Source organism: Clavibacter sp. VKM Ac-2873, from assembly GCF_015351075.1.
In the GTDB taxonomy this organism is placed as follows: Bacteria; Actinomycetota; Actinomycetes; order Actinomycetales; family Microbacteriaceae; genus Clavibacter.
Map to the genome: position 1 here is coordinate 1,135,871 of NZ_JADKRS010000001.1, position 21,012 is coordinate 1,156,882.

16 protein-coding genes are annotated in these 21,012 nt (G+C 70.6%); 9 read left to right on the plus strand and 7 right to left on the minus strand.

Annotated elements, in window-relative coordinates; translation table 11 throughout:
- Positions 1 to 151: 151 nt before the first annotated feature.
- The 4 genes from ITJ44_RS05235 to ITJ44_RS05250 all read right to left on the minus strand — a co-directional run bounded on the left by ITJ44_RS05235 (position 152) and on the right by ITJ44_RS05250 (position 5,235).
- Positions 152 to 1,729, minus strand: a complete 1,578-nt coding sequence (locus ITJ44_RS05235; protein WP_194633661.1) for a lipopolysaccharide biosynthesis protein — start codon at positions 1,727 to 1,729, stop codon at positions 152 to 154.
- Positions 1,726 to 2,946, minus strand: a complete 1,221-nt coding sequence (locus tag ITJ44_RS05240) for a Coenzyme F420 hydrogenase/dehydrogenase, beta subunit C-terminal domain (protein WP_194633662.1) — start codon at positions 2,944 to 2,946, stop codon at positions 1,726 to 1,728. Before ITJ44_RS05240 ends, ITJ44_RS05235 begins: the two co-directional genes overlap by 4 nt.
- A complete protein-coding gene (locus tag ITJ44_RS05245) occupies positions 2,943 to 4,016 on the minus strand; it encodes a polysaccharide pyruvyl transferase family protein (RefSeq protein WP_194633663.1) in 1,074 nt (357 codons plus the stop codon). The genes ITJ44_RS05240 and ITJ44_RS05245 overlap by 4 nt, the downstream gene beginning before the upstream one ends.
- A 169-nt stretch (positions 4,017 to 4,185) precedes the next feature.
- Positions 4,186 to 5,235, minus strand: a complete 1,050-nt coding sequence (locus tag ITJ44_RS05250; protein WP_194633664.1) for a glycosyl transferase — start codon at positions 5,233 to 5,235, stop codon at positions 4,186 to 4,188.
- A gap of 171 nt (positions 5,236 to 5,406) precedes the next feature.
- Here ITJ44_RS05250 and ITJ44_RS05255 point away from each other — a divergent pair, with 171 nt between their 5' ends.
- Entirely contained in the window at positions 5,407 to 7,341 is a 1,935-nt protein-coding gene (locus ITJ44_RS05255; protein ID WP_194633665.1) for a glycosyltransferase, read from the plus strand.
- A gap of 199 nt (positions 7,342 to 7,540) precedes the next feature.
- The gene (locus tag ITJ44_RS05260) at positions 7,541 to 8,203 is read left to right on the plus strand and encodes a hypothetical protein (protein WP_194633666.1); all 663 of its coding nucleotides are present in this window, start codon (positions 7,541 to 7,543) and stop codon (positions 8,201 to 8,203) included.
- A 246-nt stretch (positions 8,204 to 8,449) separates the two neighbouring features.
- Here the strand turns inward: ITJ44_RS05260 and ITJ44_RS15830 are convergent, their stop codons facing one another.
- Complete coding sequence (locus ITJ44_RS15830) at positions 8,450 to 9,190, minus strand: VOC family protein (RefSeq protein ID WP_228494748.1); 741 nt, start codon at positions 9,188 to 9,190, stop codon at positions 8,450 to 8,452.
- A gap of 515 nt (positions 9,191 to 9,705) precedes the next feature.
- Between ITJ44_RS15830 and ITJ44_RS05270 the strand changes: the two genes are divergently transcribed.
- From ITJ44_RS05270 to ITJ44_RS05290, 5 genes are all read left to right on the plus strand, one after another.
- A complete protein-coding gene (locus ITJ44_RS05270) occupies positions 9,706 to 10,149 on the plus strand; it encodes an LLM class flavin-dependent oxidoreductase (protein ID WP_194634066.1) in 444 nt (147 codons plus the stop codon).
- A gap of 82 nt (positions 10,150 to 10,231) precedes the next feature.
- On the plus strand, positions 10,232 to 11,422 hold the full coding sequence (locus ITJ44_RS05275; RefSeq protein WP_194633668.1) for a CE1758 family FMN-dependent luciferase-like monooxygenase: 1,191 nt from the start codon (positions 10,232 to 10,234) through the stop codon (positions 11,420 to 11,422).
- Entirely contained in the window at positions 11,419 to 11,907 is a 489-nt protein-coding gene (locus ITJ44_RS05280) for a MarR family winged helix-turn-helix transcriptional regulator (RefSeq protein WP_194633669.1), read from the plus strand. The genes ITJ44_RS05275 and ITJ44_RS05280 overlap by 4 nt, the downstream gene beginning before the upstream one ends.
- Positions 11,904 to 12,635 carry a CE1759 family FMN reductase gene (locus tag ITJ44_RS05285; RefSeq protein WP_194633670.1) on the plus strand — a complete coding sequence of 244 codons (732 nt, stop codon included), beginning with the start codon at positions 11,904 to 11,906 and terminating at the stop codon, positions 12,633 to 12,635. Before ITJ44_RS05280 ends, ITJ44_RS05285 begins: the two co-directional genes overlap by 4 nt.
- Positions 12,636 to 12,707: 72 nt before the next feature.
- Positions 12,708 to 13,259 (plus strand): YceI family protein, encoded by a 552-nt coding sequence (locus tag ITJ44_RS05290; RefSeq protein WP_194633671.1) that lies wholly within the window; start codon positions 12,708 to 12,710, stop codon positions 13,257 to 13,259.
- Positions 13,260 to 13,696: 437 nt separating this feature from the next.
- On the opposite strand, the gene ITJ44_RS05295 is transcribed toward ITJ44_RS05290, so the two are convergent.
- Positions 13,697 to 14,665 (minus strand): LacI family DNA-binding transcriptional regulator, encoded by a 969-nt coding sequence (locus ITJ44_RS05295; protein WP_194633672.1) that lies wholly within the window; start codon positions 14,663 to 14,665, stop codon positions 13,697 to 13,699.
- A gap of 63 nt (positions 14,666 to 14,728) precedes the next feature.
- On the minus strand, positions 14,729 to 16,024 hold the full coding sequence (locus ITJ44_RS05300) for an MFS transporter (protein ID WP_194633673.1): 1,296 nt from the start codon (positions 16,022 to 16,024) through the stop codon (positions 14,729 to 14,731).
- 217 nt (positions 16,025 to 16,241) lie between these two features.
- Between ITJ44_RS05300 and ITJ44_RS05305 the strand changes: the two genes are divergently transcribed.
- Both ITJ44_RS05305 and ITJ44_RS05310 read left to right on the plus strand, forming a co-directional pair.
- A complete protein-coding gene (locus ITJ44_RS05305) occupies positions 16,242 to 18,686 on the plus strand; it encodes a glycoside hydrolase family 2 TIM barrel-domain containing protein (protein WP_194633674.1) in 2,445 nt (814 codons plus the stop codon).
- A 31-nt stretch (positions 18,687 to 18,717) separates the two neighbouring features.
- Entirely contained in the window at positions 18,718 to 20,973 is a 2,256-nt protein-coding gene (locus ITJ44_RS05310; RefSeq protein WP_370551620.1) for a glycoside hydrolase family 3 C-terminal domain-containing protein, read from the plus strand.
- Positions 20,974 to 21,012: the final 39 nt, after the last annotated feature.

Sequence of the window (21,012 nt, forward strand, 5' to 3'; positions counted from 1 at the left end):
CCTCGTCATCGAAGCGGAGGGCGCGGGTGGATCCGCGCCCTGCGTGCACGCTACGCCCGCGCCGGCTCCGCGCCTCCCGTGGCGGAGGGGGAAAGGTTGCGGACGCCGCGGCCGATCGGCGGCGCACCGGGCCCGCGCCCGATGCCGCCGGCTAGAGCGCGCGGGGCGACTCGGCGGCGACGACCGCCGGCGCCGGCGCGTCCGCGTCCACGTCCACGGCGGGCGGCAGCGCGGCGTCCGCGACGGGAGCCGTGCGCGGGGCGCGCGCCTGCGGGATCATGCGCGCGAGGCCCACGATGCCCTGCACGTCGCGCCGCACGGAGGGGATCACGGCGACGGCGACGAGGTCGAGGACGACGGTGATGCCGACGGCCATCAGCAGGTCGAGCACCGACGAGCCGGTGGGCGCGAGCTGCAGGACCGTGCCGGTCACGATCCCCGCGACGCCGACGACGCCGAGGATCCGCCCGGCGCCCGCGTACAGGCGGCGCGTGGGGATGGGCGCCCGGCGCGACAGCCACCAGATCGAGATCGGCCAGGAGAGGGCCGGCGCCACGGCGTAGCCGACGGCGATGCCGAGCACCCCGCCCGTCGAGCCGACGAGGATGCAGGCGATCTTGATGGTCGCGCTCACGAGGGAGTATCGGAAGAGGTCGCCCGTGAGGCCGCGGGACACGTAGACCCAGTAGCCGACGAACGCGAGCGTCTGGAAGATCCCGGCGACCGCCAGCAGGCGCAGGATCGGCGCGACGCCCTCCCACCTGTCCCCGAGGAAGACGTCGGTGAGGGGCACGGCGGCGCTCGCGACGAGGCCGAGGCCCGCGACGAGCGTGTAGCCGAGCGCCAGCTGCCCGCGCGCGACGAAGTCGGCGAAGCGCCGCTCGTCGGTCGCGAGGCGGGAGAGGACGGGCAGCGCCACGGTCGTGAGCGGGCTCCGGATCTGGTTCAGCGGGGTCATGAGGAGCTGGAACGCCCGGTTGTAGATGCCGAGGGATCCGGCGCCGAAGCGCACGCCCACGAGGAACGTGTCCACGTTGTTGCTCACGTAGCCGACCATCTGGCTCGCGACCATGTTGCCGCCGAAGCGGAGCAGGTCGCGCATGGGGACGTCACGCCGCGGGAGCCGCGGGAGCCAGCCGGCGAACGACGCGGCCATCACCAGCAGGACGAGCGTCTGCAGGATCTGCTGCGCGACGAGGGCCCAGTAGCCCCAGCCGAGGAGCGCGCCGCCGATGGCGACCACGAGCGCGATCGCCGGGGCGGCCACGTCGGCCGTGGCGAGCGCGACGAAGCGCAGGTCCCGGGTGAGGCTGGCGCGGTACTGGGTGGCGAGGCCGTTGATGACGAAGGTGATGCTGAGGGCGTGGGCGATGGGGATCAGCTCGTCGTGCCCGAACACGGCGGCGAGCGGCCACGCCGCCGCGAAGACGAGGCCGGCGAGCACGACGCCGATGCCGCTGTTGATCCACCAGAGGTTGTCGCGCTGGCCGCGGCTGAGGTCGCGGGCCTGGATGGCCGCGGAGCTGAGCCCGAAGTCGCGGAAGATCTCCCCCACGCCGATGATCGCCAGCACCATCGCGAGCAGGCCGTAGTCGGTCGGCGTGAGCAGCCTCGCGAGCACGACGACGGACACCACCTGGATGAGGATCCGGACGAGCTGCGCGCCGATCGTGACGACGGCGCCCCGCGCCGCCCGGGCGCCGAGGCCGCCGGACGCGGGGGCGGTCACGCGGACCTCCGGGCGCGCACGCGGCGGTAGGTGCCCTTCGCGGTGCGGTACGTCTCCCGCGCGCGCCCGGCGGCGAGCCGCACGAGCCCGAAGCCCGCATAGCGCGGCACGGCGGCGCCCGCGAGGCGCGCCCCGGCGAGGCGCCCGGCGAGCGTCGAGCGGCGCTGGCGCTGCAGCGGCTGGATCGCGGCGACGTCGTCGATGTCGATGGGCACGGCCTCGATGACGCCCGCGGCCACCGCGCGGAGGACGAGGTCCTGGCCGCGGCGGGTGCGGGCGATGAGCGCGCTCACGCTGGCGCCCTCGGCGAAGTCGGGGTAGCCGCGCGCGTCGGTGCGCCAGAAGTCGCCCGCCGTGACGTCGGAGCTCTCGCCGATCCCGTCGGGGCAGATCTTGCAGCGCCACTGGACGGCCGGGCCGAGGTGCGCGCCCCACGAATCGTCGTAGCTGGCGCTGACGGACGAGCCGTCGAGGCGCTCGGCCGTGAAGCGGCCCGGCCAGCCGCGGCCGCGGTACCAGAGGTCGCGCACGGGCTCGTCGTGCGGGATCCCGAGCTCGGCGACGAGGTCGTCGGTGGCCTGCTGGCGGGGCGTGCCCGCGCAGAAGAAGGAGAGGAGGAGCGGACCGTCGGCCCGGCCCTCCGACGACCGCAGGGCACGCAGCGCGGAGGCCTCGCACGGCTTGCCGACGATCGCGGCGGACGCGTCGCGCGCGGCGGGGTCGGCGGCGGCGGAGACCGGCGCGTAGCGGGATCCGGCCGCGGCCAGGGCCTCCTCGCGCGTGGTGATGCGGACGCTCACGGTGCGGCGCGGGGCCGCCGGGTCGGCGGACGCGCCGACGACGCTCGAGGCCTCGCCCGTCTCCGCGAGCCACGCGGCGAGCGCGGTGAGGGTGCCGCCGCTCGACCCGCGCTCGCGGATGGCGGGATCCACCGCCCACGCCTCGAACGCCTGCACGACGGGGCCCATGAGCGGGTGCCGGGTGGCGCCGTCCGGGTCCTGCGCGGCGACGCGGCGCCCGGGGCAGGCGCGGTCGAAGTGGCGCGGGGCGTCGGGCACGGCGTCGGCCGGGCCGCGGCGGACCGGACGGGAGAAGCCGTCGACGTCCTCCATGGCGATCCCGGCGTCGAGCAGCGCGCACATGCCGCATCCGGAGCAGTTGCCGCCGTCGACCACCGCGGCGATGCGCCGGTCCAGCGCGGTCGCGGTCGCGGTCACAGGGCCCTCAGCGCGTCCTCGGTGACCCGGAGCCCCCGGTGCGCGCGCGCGACGACGGCGTGCACCTCGTCCGCCAGGCCGGGGATCGCCAGCTCGCGCATGACGTCGGCGGCGGGGTCATCCGCGGTGCGGAGGTCGACCGTGTGCTCCCAGCCGAGGTCCGCGAGCAGCGGCTCGAACTTCCGGCTGTACGCGAGCGGGACGGCGGGCGTGCCGACCGACAGCGCGTTGAGGCACGCGTGCATGCGCGAGCCGATGACGACCTGCGCCGAGGCGACCGTGCGGCGCACGTCCTCGAGCTGCACGGGGATCACGACCTCGGCGTCGGGCGCCACGGTGCGGGCGAACTCGCGCATCGCGGGGACGTCGTCATCGGGGTGGGACGACTCGAGCACGTGGGCGAGCAGCGTCACGGTGCGGCCCTCGGCGATCAGCCGCGCGTGCAGGTCGGCGAGCGACCGGCGGTAGGCCACGTGGTCGACGTGCGGGTTCTCGCTCCAGAGGAGGCCCGACACGTTGAGCACGACGTCGCGCGTCCGGGCGACCTCGGGGACGGGGAGCGCGAAGACGACGTCGGTCGTGACCACGTCGGGCGCGTGCCCGAGCTCGGTCGCGTGCCGGGCGCTGATCGTGTCCCGCGCCATGACGAGGCGCGAGCGGCGGAGCGAGTGCTTCGCGATGGCCCGTCCCCGGCGGGAGTCGAAGGGGCCGATGGTCTGCGGGCCCAGCACGACGGGCACGCCGGCCTGCGTCGCGAACTCGGAGACGGTCGACATGACGGCGAGGCGGTGCATGCCGTAGATGTCGGTGAAGCTGTCGCCGGAGCGGGTGTCGACGACGAGGTCGAATGACCCGAGCCACTCCTGCATGCCCCGCCTGCCGGTGAGGCGCTCCTTCACGAGCGAGCGGACGCGGCCGAAGGGCAGACGCGGGTCCCGGAAGCCGTAGTTCTGGAAGGTGATGTCGGCGTCGGGGTCGATGCGGCGGAGGATCGCCGCCGTCCCGTGGCCGAGGGCGCGGACGCCCAGGTTCGGTGAGGCGTCGTCCGCCCACAGCACGAGTGCATGCATGGAAATGAGAGCTCCGTCGTCGGGTCGCGGAGAAGAACGGGGAGGTGGGTGCGGCCGCGGGTGACGGCCGAGCCCCGCTTTTCGGGAAGGGTGGCGGCCCGCGGGACGGACCGCTCCCGAGCCTATCCAGCGGCCCGCGGCCGGGAAGCCCCCGAACGGGTGGCGCGGCTCAGCCCCGCGCGCCGCCGCGTCGGATCCGGAGCGCACGCCGGTACGCGGACGCGTGCGCCGCGCCCGCCCGGCCCCAGTCGCGCGCGGCGAGGTCGGGCGATGCCGCGCGAGCTCCGGTGCGCACGGCCTCGGTGGCGCGGAGCAGCTCCTCGGGGGTGAGGTCGCCGTCGAAGAGGTGGATCCAGCCCGGGCCGACCTCCTCGGCGAGCGCGCGGTTCACGGCGTTGTCGGGCACGAGCACCGGCCGGTCGAGCGAGAGGGCCGCCAGCGCGCCGCCGGAGTTGTGCATGAACCGGTACGGGAGCACGACGAGCTCGGACGAGGTGACGATGTCGACGAGCTCGGCGTCGGACTGGAAGCGGAGGTCGAGGCGGATCCGGTCGTCGCCCGCGGCGAGCGCGCGGATCGTGTCGGCGAGCTCCCCGGTCGAGGGGTTGCCGCCGATGCGCAGCGACAGGTCGGCGCCCGCGTCGCCCGCGCCGCGGAACGCCGCGACGAGCTGCTCGACGCCCTTGTACCGGCGGACGAGCCCCACGTAGCCGAGGCGGCCGGGCACGACGTCGGCGCGCGGCTCGTCGCGGAACCAGTCGCGGTAGTGGCCGTGCAGGATCGTGGCGACGGGCTGGTCGGCGGGGATCTCCGTCACGGGGTTCACGCGCACCCGCAGCGTCGTCATCCGCTCCATCAGCGCGAGCAGCAGCGACTCGCGGCGGCTGATGCCCGTCGGCCGCTCGAGGTTGTGCACGGTGCGGACGATCGGGATCCGGCGGAGCGCGAGCTTCACGAGGAGCGCGACCGTGAACGCCTGGCGCACCGCCTTCTTCAGCGGGCTGTGCCCGTCGACGAGGATCTCGGGCCAGTGCACGTGGAGCACGTCGTAGCGGCCGAGGAGCGCGGTGCGCCAGCTGAAGTGCAGGGGGCGGACGCCGGGGGTGGCCGCGAGCGCGCGGCCGAGCATCACGATGTACGGGTTCGTCGTGGGGCGCGGCGCCGGCGACGACTGGAGGACGACGAGGTCGCGGCCGGGCGGACGGGAGGGGACGGTCATGACGCTCCAAAGCGGGCTGACCGGGCGGGTCGTCGGGCACGGCCACGGGCTCATCGGTCGAGGAAATAGACTATGCCACCACCCGCCCGCACCCGAGGGCGGGCCAGCCGGCGCTGCCCCGCCGGCCCTCCTGCCGGCGCTCCCGCCGCCCGGCCGACCGATGGGACCCGCATGCCCCGCCCCGCCCTCCTCGCCGTCGTGGTCGTCAACTACGGATCCGCCGACCTCGTGCGCGAGAACGTGCTGCCGCTCCTCGAGGCCCTCGACGACGCGCTGCTCGTGGTCGTCGACAACCGCACGACCGACGCGGAGCGGGAGCGCGTGCGGGAGCTCGCCGCGCACCCGTCGACGCGCGTGCACGGCGCCTACCCGGACGGTAACACGGGCTTCGGCACCGGCATGAACACGGGCGTCGCCGCGGCCCGTGATCTCGGCGCGCGGGAGTTCCTGCTGCTCAACCCCGACGCGACCATCGCGCCCGACCAGCTCGCCGTGCTGCGCGACGCCGTCGCCTCGGACCCCCTCGCGCTCGTCGCCCCGCTGATCCTCCGGCCGGACGGCAGCACCTGGTTCCGCGGCTCCGACCTCTACCTCGCCGACGGCCGGATCCGCTCGGCCGCCCGGCGCGCGCAGCACCCCGGCCAGGCGACCGAGCCGTGGCTCACGGGCGCGTGCCTCCTGGTGACGGACGAGCTGTGGACGCGGGTCGGCGGCTTCTCCGACGACTACTTCCTGTACTGGGAGGACGTCGACCTCTCCCGCAAGGTCGTGGAGGCGGGCGGACGCTTGCGCGTCGTGGAGGAGGCCGTGGCCGTGCACGCGGAGGGCGGCACGCAGAGCGCCGGCCACGCGAGCGCGGGCCAGGCGAAGTCGGGCACGTACTACTACCACAACATCCGCAACCGGCTCCTCTACGGGGCCCGGCACCTCGACGCGGCGACGCTGCGCCGGTGGCGGCGGCTCACGCCGGTGATCGCGTGCGAGGTGCTGCTGCAGGGCGGGCGGCGGCAGTTCGCGCACCCGGGGGCGCCGGTGACGGCGGCCGTGCGCGGGATCCTCGACGGCTACCGGCTCTCCGGCGGCTGGCGCGCGGTGCCCGCCCCTGCGCCGACCGCTCCGGCGCCCGCCCGCCCGGTCGCGCCCGCCTCCTCGCTCGTGGTCGCGATCCTCACCTACCGCCGGCCCGACGACATCCGCGCCGTCCTCCCGCTGGTCGCCGCGCAGGCCGCCGGTCTGCGGGAGGCCGCGGAGGCCGACCCTGCGCTCCCCCGCGCCGTGCGGATCGTCGTGGTCGACAACGACCCGGCGGGCGGCGCGGGCGCGGCGGTGGAGGACGCCGCCGCGGACTCCCCCGTCCCGATCGCCTACGTGCACGAGCCGACGCCCGGCATCTCGGCCGCCCGCAACCGCGCGCTCGACGCCGCGGGCGACGCCGACCTCCTCGTCTTCCTCGACGACGACGAGCGACCGGATCCCGGCTGGCTCGCCGCCCTCGTCCGCGCCCGGCACGCCACGGGCAGCGCGGGCGTCGCGGGCCCGGTGCGCAGCGAGTACGAGGTCGAGCCCGACGCGTGGGTGCGCGCCGGCGGCTTCTTCGCGCGCCGCCGCCCCGCGACCGGCACGCGGCTCGAGGTCGCCGCGACCAACAACCTCCTGCTCGACCTCCGGGCCGTCCGCGCCGCGGACCTGCGCTTCGACGTGGAGCTCGGCACGCAGGGCGGCGAGGACACGCTCTTCACGCGGCAGCTCGTCGCGTCCGGCGGCCTCCTCACCTGGTGCGCCGAGGCGGGCGTCGTCGACGTCGTGCCGCGCGCCCGCACCACGCGCCGCTGGGTCGTGCTGCGCGCCTTCAGCAGCGGGAACTCGTGGAGCCTCACCTCGGTCGCGCTCGCGCCGGCCTCCCCGGTCGCGCGCACGCGGATCCGCGCGGAGGCCACCGCGCGCGGGCTCGTGCGGGCGCTCGGCGGCACCGGGCGGATCGCGGTGGGCGCCGTCACGGGCAGCGTCGCGCACCGCGCGAAGGGCACCCGCACGCTCGCCCGCGGAGCCGGCATGATCGCGGGCGCGTTCGGCTGGTCGTACCAGGAGTACGCCCGGCGCGACTGAGCGGATCCGCGCCGCCCGGCCGCCCGCGGCCTCCCCTGGACGGGGGTCTCGTCGGCGCGCGGTGCCGCACGTACGATGCGAGGGCAGAAGACCCGGAATCCTGCGTCGGTCGACCACCCATCGCCCGCCCGCCCCGCGCCGCCGACCCGCCCTGGTCGTCGGGCCCGTCTTCCGCCGTACCCGACCAGCGAAGAAGGCCATGCCCGCACCCGAGAGCACCCCGTCCGACCGGCGTCCGCGGCGCAGTCCTGAGGAGCGCGGCCGTCGCGCCCGCAGCCGCCGCACCACCGTCGCCGTCGTCGGCGCCGCTTCCGTCCTCGCGGTCGCCGCCGTGGTCGGCACCGTGGTGGTGAACGGATCCGGTTCCGACTCCCCCGCGGCCGCCGCCGACACGCGGGAGTGGTCGGACGTCGCCCCCACCGCGGGCGCCACCGAGGCCCCGGCCCCGCTCCCCGACGGCGACACCCGCGCCCTCGGCCAGGAGGTGGCGACCACCGTGGGCCTCGACGAGACCGCGACCTTCCCCGGCTCGATCCAGGCCCGCATCGTCTCCGTCACGCCGACGAGCACCGACGGCGGCCGCGTCGGCGAGCTGAGCGGCGACGCGGTCGACGTGCGGCTCGAGCTCGTGAACGTCACGGGCGAGGCCGTCGCGGTCGACTCCGTGGCCGTCAACGTCTTCTACGGCGCCGACCGCACGCCCGCGACGCCCGCGGACTCCGACACCGTGATCCGCGGCTCGCTCGAGCCCGGCGCGTCCGCGACCGGCGACTACGTGTTCAGCGTGCCGGCGGCGTCGGCCGACGCGATCAGCGTGGTCGTGGCGCGCGACGCCGGGTCGCCGGTGGTCGTGTTCCAGTAGCGGCGATGCTGCGGCCGGTCGTGGAGGTAGCCGCCCCGCGCTCCCCGACCGTCGCCGCCGTGCCCGCACGTTCGATGACGACCGAGCCGCCTGCGCGCCGCGCCGATCGGCCACCCGGAACGTCCCCGTGGTCGCGGCGGGACCGGGATCGGGACCGCTGTCATCACGCTGTCGGTCGATGCGGCGAATCCGAACACCAGGATGACGCCGAGCAGGATCGCTCCGAGCACGGCGAGCCGACGCGGACTACGGGAGCTGTGGGGGCGCGATCAGTTCGAGGAATCCACCGCGGGCACCTTCGAGGTAGATGATGCGTGTGCCGGCTCGGGCGCCACCGGTCATCAAGTGAGGTGTCCCGACTGGTCTCCAGCCATGTCCGGCGCAGAGCTCGAGCACGCGATCGAGGTCGGAGACCGTGAGCGCGATGTGCACCACGCCGACCTGTGCGGGCGAGCCGGCGGACGCGGGCGGTCGGGGCGGGTCGTACTGCAGCAGCTCCACCCGGTGGGGGCCGAGTGCCACCGTCGCTGCGCGGATCACGGCTCCACGGACGCCGGTGGTCGCCGCCGTGACGTCCACGTCGAGCGTGAAGGTGCGCTCGAGCACGAACCCGAGACCGGAGCACCACAGCGCCAATGCGTCGTCGAGGTCGGCCACGGTGAGACCGGAGTGGGCGATGTCGGAGATGAGCGGTGATGCCACCGCATCAGTATCGAGCTCCGACACGCCTGCCTGAGGGAAGAGGGTCCCGACATCCGATCCGACGCCGCGATCCGCGGCCCGCTCGCCCCCGGCGCGTCCGCGACCGGCGACTAAGAGTTCAGCGTGCCGTCGGCGTCGGCCGATGCGATCAGCGTGGTGGTGGCGCGCGACGCGGGGTCGACGGTGGTCGTGTTCCAGTAGCGGCGATGCCGCGGTGAGTCGAGCGGCCAGCCACCGGCGTTCTGAGCCGGCCACCGCCGTGGACGACCGGACACCGATGATCATCCGCCCGCGCGACGCATCGCCCTTCGGCGAGAGCACATCCGAGCCCGCTTTGTGCGTCGGAGCGGCAGGTGACGTCCACGCCGAGACCCCTCGACGTGCGCGTGCTCCTGATGACCGGATCTGGGATCTCGGCGCTCCTTGTCACCGTGCGGGCTGTGCGCGGATCCGTCGAGGTCGGCGACGTATCGAAGCTCGGTTCCGACGACCGACGCTGAGGCCGTTGGATGCCGGGGAGCCTCGATGCGCGACTGCTCCTCTACCCGATCCTTCCCCACAGCACCACGACGTCAAGCCGCAGCGGTGCATCTCGCATATTCGATCCGGCAATCGTTCCTCGGCGGAGGCCTCAATTGATGCACATGACGCACGGCCCCTCATCAGGAGGTCCCGACTGCGCAGACAATGTGCCTCATGTCACATGAGGGCCGTCGGCACGGAGTTGAGATGTACATGCTGCACCAAGCCACGCTTCGTCTGGCTGCCACAGTGCCCTCTTCTGGCGCACGGCTTCCGCGCTGAAGTGCCCCGCTGGGTCCACGACCGACGGGAACGATCCGGTCCGGCTCTTCCACGAGTTCTCGACCCCGGACGCCGCGTCTGACGGTCGTGCCGAGATCCTGCTCGGCCGGGCCTCTGCCACGGAGTCGTTCCCGCTCTTCGGCTTCGACATCGCCGACTACGAGACGCTCTTCGACGAGAAGCTCGAGTTGTTCCTCCATCTACAGGGCGGTGGCCCGACGACGTGGTCGGGGAAAAGTCGTCCCGCGCTGCACGAGCAGACCCTGCATCCTCGGATGCGCGAGGGCGGCATCCCTACGTGGATCGGCGTCGGCTGCAGCCCCGACTCCGTGATCAGGGCGGCCCGACACGGCCTCCCGCTCACGATGGCGATCATCGGGGGCACCCCCCAACGTTTCGCCGGGAACGTCCGCCTCTACGAGCTTGCGATACATGACTGAGCATGCTAATTTCATCATCAAGCGCATGCTCAGTCATGCATCGGCGACGGGCCCGACAGCGGCAGAGGAAGAGGTGAGGGCGATGCAGATCGGCATCTTCTCGGTTGGCGACATCACGCAGGACCCGACCACAGGTCATACGCCCAGCGAGGCGGAGCGCATCCAGGCGACCATCAAGATCGCCGTGCACGCCGAAGAGGTGGGGTTGGATGTCTTCGCCCTGGGCGAGCACCACAACGCCCCCTTCTACACGTCCTCGCCGACCACCGTCCTCTCCAGCATCGCGTCGCTGACGAAGCGGATCATCCTGTCGACCTCGACGACCCTGATCACCACGAACGACCCGGTCCGCATCGCCGAGGACTACGCGATGCTCCAGCACATCGCGCAGGGTCGGCTCGACCTCACGCTGGGCCGGGGTAACACGGTCCCGGTGTATCCGTGGTTCGGCAAGGACATCCGCCAGGGCCTCCCCCTGGCGCTGGAGAACTACAACCTCCTGCACCGCCTGTGGCGCGAGGACGTCGTGGATTGGGAGGGACAGTTCCGAACCGCCCTCCAGGGCTTCACCTCCACTCCACGCCCGCTCGACGATGTGCCCCCCTTCGTGTGGCACGGCTCGATCCGGACTCCTGAGATCGCCGAGCAGGCGGCCTACTACGGCAACGGGTTCTTCGCCAACAACCTGTTCGCGCGCATGGATCACTTCCTGCCGCTGGTGAAGTTCTATCGGCAGCGCTTCGAGCACTACGGCCACGGCACCGCTGCGCAGGCCATCGTCGGGCTCGGCGGCCAGGCCTTCATCGCCGACCGGTCGCAGGATGCGTTCGACCAGTTCCGTCCCTACTTCGACAGAGCACCGGTCTATGACCACAGCATGTCCCTGGAGACGTGGGCGGAGCGCAGCACCCTCAGCGTGGGCAGCCCCCAGCAGGTCATCGACAAGACGATGCGCTTCCAGGAGATCTACGGGGACTACCAGCGCCAGCTGTTCATCGCCGACCACTCGGGCCTGCCCCTGAAGACCGTGCTCGAGCAGCTCGATCTGCTGGGCGAGGAGGTCGTCCCGGTGCTCCGTCGGGAGATGGCGGCGCGACGTTCCCCCGACGCGGCTGATGCCCCGACGCACGAGAGCCTCGTCCGCGCGAAGTACGGCAACGCCGAGCCGCGCCAGCCCCGACCGAACGCGAACCGCGGCGACAACGTCACCGGCACGTCCCCGTACCAGGACAGCGACCCTTCGACCTCGGTGCGCTACCCGGTGCTCGCATGACGCGCAACGCCCGCCTCGCGAACGATGCGTGGGAAGCGCTATTCCGGGCGCAGGTCGTCCTCATCCGCACCTTCACGGCGGATGACATCTGGACCGATCTGACCCAGACCGAGTACGACGTCCTGTACGCCCTCGCCAAAGCTCCCGATGGGCTCAACATGGTGGAGATCAATCGCAACCTCCTCATCACGCAGGGCGGCGTCTCCCGTCTCGTGACACGTCTCCAGCAACGCGGCCTCATCACCCGATGCGCCGATCCCTCCGATGCACGAGCGACGCGGATCTCCTTGACTCCGGAGGGCGCCCGCCTCCAGCGCTCGATCGGCAAGGCGCACGCAGACGCCGTCACCGCGGCGATGTCGCGTGCGCTTACCGCCGAGCAGATGGAGCAGTTGCGCGATCTCGGTCGGCAGATCGTCGCCGTGATAGATCCCGCACAGGCAGAGCCCCACCACACCTCCCACACACGAAGCAGGGCGAGATGATCACCGAACCGCCTGTCCCGGAACCGGACACCGCGACCAACCGCACCCGTCGCATCATCGTCATCAACGGCGGGACGAGTGACCCGTCGTCCTCGCGCATGCTCGCCGATCGCATCGCGCAGAAGAGCATCGACCAACTCGCGCTCCACGGCATCCCCAGCACGACTCGTGTCCTCGAGCTCGGGCCGCTCGCCGGCGAGATATCCCATGCCATCGTGTCCGGGATACCTGCAGGCGAGCTCGTCGACGCTGTGGAGGTCCTGGCGTCCGCAGATGGGATCATCGTCTCGACCCCCGTGTACAAGGCGGGCATCAGCGGCCTGGTCAAGTCATTCATCGACATCCTCGACAACGACCTGCTCATCGCCACCCCCGTCGTCCTCGCCGCGACGGCCGGCAGCGCACGGCACGCCCTCGTCGCCGACGACCACCTCCGCCCCCTCTTCGCGTACATGCGCGCGCTCATCGCCCCGACGGCGGTGTTCGCCGCCCCCGAGGACTGGGCGGACCCCGCACTGGGCCGACGCATCGACCGCGCGGCCGCCGAGCTCGCCGCCCTCGTCTCCAGCGGTGTCGCCGACGTGATCACCGGACGGATGTGGAACGGATACCAGCACACGTTCGGCAGCAGCGCCCGCCCTGCTGACGCTGTGGACACGAGTGTCGACTTCGACACCGATCTGATGCGCTTGGCGGCGGGCGGATCAGCCATGCGCGACAGCGCCTGAAGACCAATACGGCCGGAGCATCTCGCTCCGCCTTTCCCGCACAAGTACACCTACGAAAGAGGAGAACGAAACATGACCATCACCAACGAGAAGATCCCCGCCGGCACCTGGAACCTGGACCCCACGCACTCCGAGGTGTCCTTCAGCGTCCGTCACCTGGCGATCAGCAAGGTCAAGGGCTCCTTCGAGTCCTTCGACGCCACCCTCGTCACGGACGATGACCACACGGCGAGCCGGGTGACCGCGTCGATCGACATCGCATCCATCAACACCAACCAGAAGGACCGTGACGCGCACCTGCAGAGCAGCGACTTCTTCCTCGCCCAGGAGCACCCGAAGATGACCTTCGTCTCCACCGAGATCGAGGAGAAGGGCACCGACTCCTTCCTCGTGCACGGCGACCTCACGCTCCGCGGCGTGACCAAGCGCGTCACTCTGAAGAGCGAGTTCGGCGGCCTCGTCGTCGACGGCTACGGCCAGACCAAGCTCGGCTTCTCCGCCACGACGAAGATCGACCGCACCGAGTTCGGCGTCAACTGGAACGCCGCCCTCGAAGCGGGTGGCTTCACCCTCGGCAACGACGTGACCGTCACGCTCGAGATCCAGTTCGTCCTCTCGGCCTAGTCCCCCGACACCCGCGTATGCGGGGCCCATCGCAGACAGGCGACGGGCCCCGCAATCGCGGTTGGATGCCCGCAGGAGTCGATCCCGAGTCAGGCAGACGCGGTGACCTTGATGACCCCGATTCACGGGCCACCGAGCGGTAGATCGCCGACGAAAGCACGACGGGATGCCGGCCTTGCACCCGCCCGGAATTCCATGGGCCACGTATCCACGCTCTCCACACGCACAACCGCCCGCGACCTGGTGTTCCCCGCCCTGCAGCTCGTATCGATGGGCTCATGACCGAGGTACCTGAGCAGAAGTGGGCCAGTCAGGACCTGGGAGCTACCGAGCCCTCGTACGTGCTGCAGGCCCGGCGGTCGCGGCCCCGGTCGCGGTGGCGGTCCCCCGCACGCTCGACCGGTCCCCGCCGCCGCTCTCTGCGCCAGCCGGCACCATCACGAGGTGGAAGTCGACCCACCCGGGACCACCCGAAGGCGCTCTTGAACCTTCTGCACGCTTTTCAGGTCGGAGCCTGGGTCAGGAGAGTTCCGAAGCAGCGCCTCGACGATGGCGTGCCCGCTGAAGGCGATGTCGTAGTCGACCGTGGTGATGGTCGGCGTCATCGATTGAGCCAGAGAAGAGTTGTCGACTCCGATGACTCCGAGGTCCGCGGGGATAGAGCGGCCGAGCCGAGCCCCTGCACCGATGATCGCCAGCGCGACTTCGTCGTTGTACGCGGCGATCCCGACCCGTTTCCGTGGGAGGTTCCGCACTGCGTTCTCGGATCCGCCGCGTTCGAGCGCCACCTTCAGCGTCGGGATGATCGGCACACCACGCGATGACGCGAACCGCGTCACGCCTTCCTCGCGCGGCAAGGCGAACTTGCGCTCCCTTCCGGCAGTGGGTGCAGCTACTCCGAGGGTGTCGTAGCCGGCTTCGATGAGGTGCTCCGCCTGCAGGCTCCCGATGGCCCGGTCGATGGCCGCTTGCACAGAGGTCGACTGCACGATCAGATGCACACCCTGACCGAGCAGGCGTCGACGCTGCTCCACGGAGAGCGGTGCCAAGCTGACGACGCCGAAGGGCTTGAGCCCGAGAATCGCATCTTCGAGCAGGGTCTGCGCCCCCACGAACTGCAGGAGGTTCGTCAGCCCGGCCTGGGCGAGACCCGCACTGACGACGTCGACCAGCTCGCGGAGCCTCGGGTTGAAGGTGACATCGGGGATCAGCGTGATGACGACGTCACTCGTCCCCCGGGCCAAGCTCCTACCCGCGAGCGAGGGACGGTAGCCCAGCGCGGCGGCGGAGGCCTTGACCCGGGCGACGGTCCCCGGAGCGAACAGGTGATCGCGCCCATTCAGGATCTGACTCACGGTCGACCGGGACAGACCCGCGTGACTGGCGACCTCAGCACTCGTGGCCATGCGCCCTCCTCTCGGCGGACTCAGCTTCGCACGGTTCACGGGCGCCACGATGTCCGCGCGCGATCAGCGGACGCCGCGGATTCGCCAGGTGGTAATCATGGTACCCGCCGCGAAGACGGCACCGGCGACGAACAGCGCGGAGTAGTTCCCGCCGCCTCCGATCCCGATGATCAGCGGAGCGACGATGGGCGCGACGACGCCCGGGATGTTGGACGAGAGGTAGTAGATGCTCATGTACTTGCCTGCCTTGTCCTTCTCGGGCAGCAGGTCGGTGGCCATGGCGAGGTCGACAGAGGTGAAGGCACCGGTTCCCGCGCTCAAGAGCACGCCGCCCACGATGAAGAGGGTGACGGAGGGAGCGACTGAGACGGTGATCAGGCCGGCGGCGATGAGAACAGCCGCCAGATAGATGAAGGGCTTGCGCCGCTTCAGCTTGTCGGAAAGGAACCCGCCGACCAACGCGAAGGACATCAACGCGAGAAGACTGAGACCACCGGCAGCGGCGAGGCTCTGACCTGCCTGCTCCGGCGTGAAGCCGAGGCGCTCGAGGAGGAAGTAGAACTGGTAGGTGCTGAAGAAGGTGAATCCGAACTGCAGCAGGAACTTGCCCAAGAACACCATCGCGAAGTCGGGGTAGCGCCTGGGACTGAATCCGAAGCCCTTCAGCACCTCGACCGGTGTGGGAACGACCGTCCCGGCCGGCGCGGGCCGGTCCTTGATCACGAGCGCGAACACAATGGCTCCGACAGCGAAGACGGCGGGGGGAAGCAGAAAGAGCACGAGTAGGTTGCCCGTGAGGAAGCTTCCGATCAGGCTCGCGCCGACGCCGGCGATCGAGGCAGCAACGCCTCCGAGAGCACCGACCTTGCCGCGTTGTGCGGAGGGGACGTGCTCAGCGAGGATCGGATTGAAGCCCGCGCTGATGACAGCGACGGCCAGCTGGCAGACCGCCCAGCCCACGATCATGAGCGGGATGTTCGGCGCGACGGCGACGATGAGCGCACCGGCCGCGGAGACGGCGAGCCCGCCGAGGATCCACGGGCGTCGACGTCCCAAGCGGACGCGGGTACCGTCGCTGAGGACACCTGCGATAGGCCCAGCGAGGAGCCCGAGGACACTGCCGAGTCCGAGGACCAGGCCGAGGCTCGTGTCCTTCCCGGCCGGGTCGATCAGCTGGACTTTGTAGGCGAGGCTGAACAGGGCGGGGAGCAGCATCACGAGGTTCAGCCCGAAGTAGCTGAACATGTAAGCGGCGACGAAGACGGCGCCCACTCGGGGAATGTGTTCACCGGACTCGATCGGCGGGTCCGCCTGCTCGCGTGCGTACTCGGCGACCGGCAGCGCCGCGTCGATGGGCATCTGCGAGTGCGTCGATTCGGGGTGGGATGGCGTGTAGGACACGATGGCTCCGTCGGCATCTAGGGGGCCAGGATCTGCTCTGGCGGCATGATGAGGACGCTAGCGAGGCCATTGGCGCGTGTCAATGTGGTCTTCGCGCGAGTTGACGCGCGTCAACGGCTGTGGTTGTCTGCAGACGTCGCGGTCGATGATGTGATCGCGTTCGGAGAGGACGACGATGACCGCCGCAGCGCGCCCGACAACGCATCGGGCACTCGACCTGTGGGAGTTCCAAGCGGAAGGCGCGACTGAATGGCGCTCGATCCGTCTCCCGCATGACGCCATGATCAGCGAGAGCCGGACGCCGGATGCTTCTGGCGGCCCTGACACGGCTTACTTCCCAGGAGGTCGATACGTCTACCGAACGACATGGAACGCCGATGAGACACCGTCTCCCTCCGTCGGCTTGCGCTTCGAAGGCGTCCAGGGCGACGCGGTGGTGTCTGTCAACGGACAGCCCGTCGGGACCGTGCGCAGCGGCTATGTGGAGTTCGAACTCCCCGTCGAGAACACGATCGTGTGGGGCGCGGACAACGAGATCATCGTCGTCGTCGACAACGAGAAGCAGCCGTCCAGCCGCTGGTACCCCGGGTCGGGTCTCTACCGCTCCGTCCACCTTGTGCTTCGCCCGGCCATTCACATCACCCCCGACGGACTGCGGATGCGGACACTCGCGTTCTCGCCCTCGTCAGCGACCGTCGAGGTCGCCTGCCTACTTGAGAACGCCGGCGATCGCGCCCGTGTCGACGTCGAACTACTCGACGGAGACATGGTTGTCGCTTCCAGCTCAGCCAACGGCTCACAGGCGACCTTGACGCTCTCGGTTCCGGATCCGAAGGGCTGGTCGGCCGATACGCCCTTCCTCTACGACCTATCTGTTCGGGTCGAGATCGACGGCGAGACCGTCGATAGCCGTTACGAGCGCGTCGGGCTGCGAACCCTCTCGGTCGACGCCCGGCAGGGCTTGCGCATCAATGGCGAGACGGTGAAGCTTCGCGGTGCATGCATCCATCACGACAACGGCGTCCTCGGCGCCGCGACCCACCGCGCGGCGGAGTACCGTCGCGTACGCAAGCTCAAGGCGGCCGGTTTCAACGCCATTCGCAGCGCCCACAACCCGATGTCCCGCCACCTGCTCGACGCCTGCGACGAGCTCGGCATGTACGTGCTCGACGAGCTCGCGGACTACTGGATCGTCTCCAAGACCAAGCACGACTTCGCCTGGCGCTTCCGCGACACCTGGCGCGAGGACGCCGACCGCCTCGTCGAGAAGGACCGCAACCGGCCGAGCGTCGTGATGTACGCGGCCGGAAACGAGATCCCCGAGACCGCGAAGCCCGAAGGCGTCGCCCTCACGCGCGAGATCACGGCGTACCTGCACCGTCTCGACCCGGACCGGCCGGTCACCGTCGCCACCAACCTCTTCCTCAACCTGATGGTGTCGATGGACAAGTCCCCCTACAAGGAGGATTTGGGCGCTGAGACGTCCATGGCGGGAAGCACAGAGGCGAACGTCATGATCAACCAGATCGGGCGGATGATGGACATCGCCTCACGGCTCCCGAAAGCGGACAAGGCCTCCCGGGAGGCGTTCGCTGAAGTGGACATCGCCGGCTACAACTACGGGATCGGACGGTACCGGCACGACGTCCGGGCCTACCCGGACCGGGTCATCCTCGGATCGGAGACCCTTCCGAGCGATGTGCCTCGAGCGTGGGAGCTCGTCGAGAAGCACCCTGCGATCATCGGCGACTTCGTCTGGGCCGGCTGGGAGTACCTCGGCGAAGCAGGCGTCGCCGTGTGGGTGCCCGGCAAGAAGGCGGGACTGTCCAAGCCCTACCCCTACCTGATCGCAGGACCTGGGATGTTCGACCTCATCGGACAGCCCGACATCACACTGCGTGTCGCACAGGCGGCATGGGGAGTGCTCGACGCCCCCGCCATCGGCGTCCGCCCACTCGATCGGAGCGGGACCCCGATGGTGAGGTCCGCCTGGCGGAACACCGACGCGGTCGAGTCCTGGTCATGGCGCGGCTGCGAAGGACGTAAAGCAGAGATCGAGGTCTACTCGACCGCCGACGAGATCGAACTCCTCCTCAACGGCCGCCGGATCGGCCGCCGCCGCGTCCGGCGCGACCGACACGTCGCAGCCTTCACCACCGAGTACGAGCCTGGAACTCTCATCGCGGTCGCGTACCGGAACAGGACTGAGGTCTCCCGCTCGACGCTGCGGACGGCAGCAGCAGACGTCGGCGTGCGGATCGAGAACGACTCGACCCGCATCGAAGCGGCAGGGGACGACCTCGTCTTCGCCGAGATCACGCTCGCGGATGAGAACGGCGTCGTCGAGATGCTCGTCGACGAACCCGTCGCGGTCACCGTCACCGGTCCCGGCGAACTGATCGGACTCGGAACGGCTGCTCCCGCGACGGCGGAGGACTTCACCGCCTGGCGGCGGACCACCTTCCGCGGACGTGCACTCGCCGTGATCCGCCCGACAGGCGAGCCGGGAACCATCACCATCACCGCTCAGGCGCAGACCCGAGGTCGGGCAGAACTCTCGCTGACCGCACACGACGACACCCGAAGCGCCCGCTCCGCAGCAAGCGTCACCTCCGACTGACCAGATCCGCAACGAGAGAAAGGCGCACCACGTGATCAACGGCGGCTCCACACCCGAACAGGAATCAGCACTCGACGGCACGGCAATCTCCTCGCTCTCCCCGGAGCGGAAGGCCGGCCTACTGTCCGGCCTCGACTTCTGGCAGACAGAACCGATCCCCGAGCTCGGCGTCGGCTCCACTGTTCTCGCCGACGGGACCTACGGCCTCCGCCACCAGCAGGGACAATCCGACCACCTGGCACTCTTCGCGAGCGAACCGGCCACCTGCTTCCCGCCCGGAGTCGCGGTCGGCTCGAGCTGGGATCCGACTGTCGCAGCTCGCCTTGGCACCGCGCTCGGCCGCGAGGCTCTCGCCCAAGGCGTGGACGTCGTCCTCGGACCCGGCGTCAACATCAAGCGCTCGCCGCTCTGCGGACGAAACTTCGAGTACTACTCCGAAGACCCCCTGCTCGCCGGCGTCCTCGGCACCGCCTTCACCCGCGGCCTTCAAGACGAAGGGCCCGGCGTCTCCGTCAAGCACTTCGCCGCCAACAACCAGGAGACCAATCGTCAGACGATCAGCTCTGACGTCGACGAGCGGACGCTGAGGGAGATCTACCTCCCCGCGTTCGAGCGCATCGTGACAGACGCCGCACCCGCGACCGTCATGACCGCATACAACAAGATCAACGGAGTGTTCTGCTCGGAGAACGCTTGGCTCCTGACCGACGTCCTCCGCGAGGAGTGGGGATTCAAGGGCCTCGTCCTCTCGGACTGGAACGCGGTCGTCGATCGCGTCGCAGCCCTCGAGGCAGGCCTCGACCTCGAGATGCCCGGCGGTGATGCGTCCCACGACGAGGACCTGCGCATGGCGATGGCCTCCGGACGGCTCGCCCCGTCCACCCTCGACCCCAGCATCGCGCGCGTCGTCGCCTTAGCCCGCCGCCCGCGCCGGCCACGGCCCGACATCGACCAGGACGCCCATCACGAACTCGCGCGTGACCTCGCCCGGGAGTGCGCCGTCCTGCTCAAGAACGATCGCACCACCCTGCCGCTTCAGCCGAATACCCGCCTTGCCATCATCGGCGAGTTCGCGGAGACCCTCCGCTTCCAGGGCGGCGGAAGCGCACACGTGCACGCCACCCGCGTCGACAGCCCGCTCGAGGCCATCCGCGACCTGGCCATCGAAGAGAGCGTCGCGGTGGAATACTCGCCCGGCTTCCGGACCCGAGGCTTCTCGAGCCCCGAACTCCTCGAACACTCGATCGTCGTCGCCGGTCGCGCCGACGTCACCGTCGTTTTCGCCGGTCTCAGCGAAGCGGCGGAGTCGGAGGGCATCGACAGAGCCGACATCCAACTTCCGATCGATCAGGTCGAGCTCATCCGCGCGGTCGCCGCGGTCTCATCGCGCACCGTCGTCGTGCTCTCCAATGGCGGGATCGTCTCCCTCGAAGGGTGGCACGACGACGTCGACGCCGTCCTGGAAGGCTTCCTCCTCGGCCAGGGAGGCGGACGCGCGCTCGCAGAGATCCTCTTCGGTCGAGTGAACCCCTCCGGGCGCCTCGCCGAGACCATCCCGCTGCGCCTCGAAGACCACCCGAGCAGCATCAACTTCCCCGGCGAGCAGGGCCACGTCCGCTACGGCGAGGGAGTCCTGGTCGGTTACCGGTACTTCACTACGACCGCGACCCCGACCCGGTACTCCTTCGGACACGGGCTCTCCTACTCCACGTTCGATGTCACCTCTCCGACGCTCGAACAAGTCGGCGACGATGCAGCCACCGTGACGGTGACCGTCACCAACACCGGGACCCGTGCGGGAAAGCACGTGGTGCAGGTATACGTCGCGACCGAGGCAGGGCCGGTACGACGACCGACCCGCGAGCTCCGAGCCTTCCAGAAGGTCGAACTCGACGCCGGCGAGAGCACCACCGTCCGCCTCGAACTCCCCCGTCGTTCCTTCGCCTATTGGGACATCCGGCACGGCCGATGGCTGATCGCGCCGGGAGCGCACCTCGTGCAGATCGCCGCCGACGCCGACACCGTCCTCCACGAGCTCCCGCTCGACCTCCCTGGAGACGTCGTCATCACCGCCCTCACCATGGACACCCCGCTCGGGGAATGGTTCGAGCACCCACTCGTCGGCGACCGTGTCCTTCGCACCCTCGGCTTCGACACGGTCGAGATCTCCCCCGAGCACATGGCGATGATGACGTCGATGACGATGACCCAGTTCCTCGCCATCTCCGGAGCGCCCGTTCCGCGGAACGAACTGGACGACATCATCGCCGACAGCCACCCGTCCTGAGCTCACCCTCCTCCTCCTCCTCCTCCTCCTCCTCCTCCG

Excerpts from the sequence above, each read along its gene's own strand:
- ITJ44_RS05245 (WP_194633663.1), bottom strand. The coding sequence starts at position 4,016 with ATGCATGCACTCGTGCTGTGGGCGGACGACGCCTCACCGAACCTGGGC.
- ITJ44_RS05250 (WP_194633664.1), bottom strand. The coding sequence starts at position 5,235 with ATGACCGTCCCCTCCCGTCCGCCCGGCCGCGACCTCGTCGTCCTCCAG.
- ITJ44_RS05255 (WP_194633665.1), top strand. The coding sequence starts at position 5,407 with ATGCCCCGCCCCGCCCTCCTCGCCGTCGTGGTCGTCAACTACGGATCC.
- ITJ44_RS05260 (WP_194633666.1), top strand. The coding sequence starts at position 7,541 with ATGCCCGCACCCGAGAGCACCCCGTCCGACCGGCGTCCGCGGCGCAGT.
- ITJ44_RS15830 (WP_228494748.1), bottom strand. The coding sequence starts at position 9,190 with ATGATCATCGGTGTCCGGTCGTCCACGGCGGTGGCCGGCTCAGAACGC.
- ITJ44_RS05275 (WP_194633668.1), top strand. The coding sequence starts at position 10,232 with ATGCAGATCGGCATCTTCTCGGTTGGCGACATCACGCAGGACCCGACC.
- ITJ44_RS05280 (WP_194633669.1), top strand. The coding sequence starts at position 11,419 with ATGACGCGCAACGCCCGCCTCGCGAACGATGCGTGGGAAGCGCTATTC.
- ITJ44_RS05285 (WP_194633670.1), top strand. The coding sequence starts at position 11,904 with ATGATCACCGAACCGCCTGTCCCGGAACCGGACACCGCGACCAACCGC.
- ITJ44_RS05290 (WP_194633671.1), top strand. The coding sequence starts at position 12,708 with ATGACCATCACCAACGAGAAGATCCCCGCCGGCACCTGGAACCTGGAC.
- ITJ44_RS05295 (WP_194633672.1), bottom strand. The coding sequence starts at position 14,665 with ATGGCCACGAGTGCTGAGGTCGCCAGTCACGCGGGTCTGTCCCGGTCG.
- ITJ44_RS05300 (WP_194633673.1), bottom strand. The coding sequence starts at position 16,024 with ATGCCCATCGACGCGGCGCTGCCGGTCGCCGAGTACGCACGCGAGCAG.
- ITJ44_RS05305 (WP_194633674.1), top strand. The coding sequence starts at position 16,242 with ATGACCGCCGCAGCGCGCCCGACAACGCATCGGGCACTCGACCTGTGG.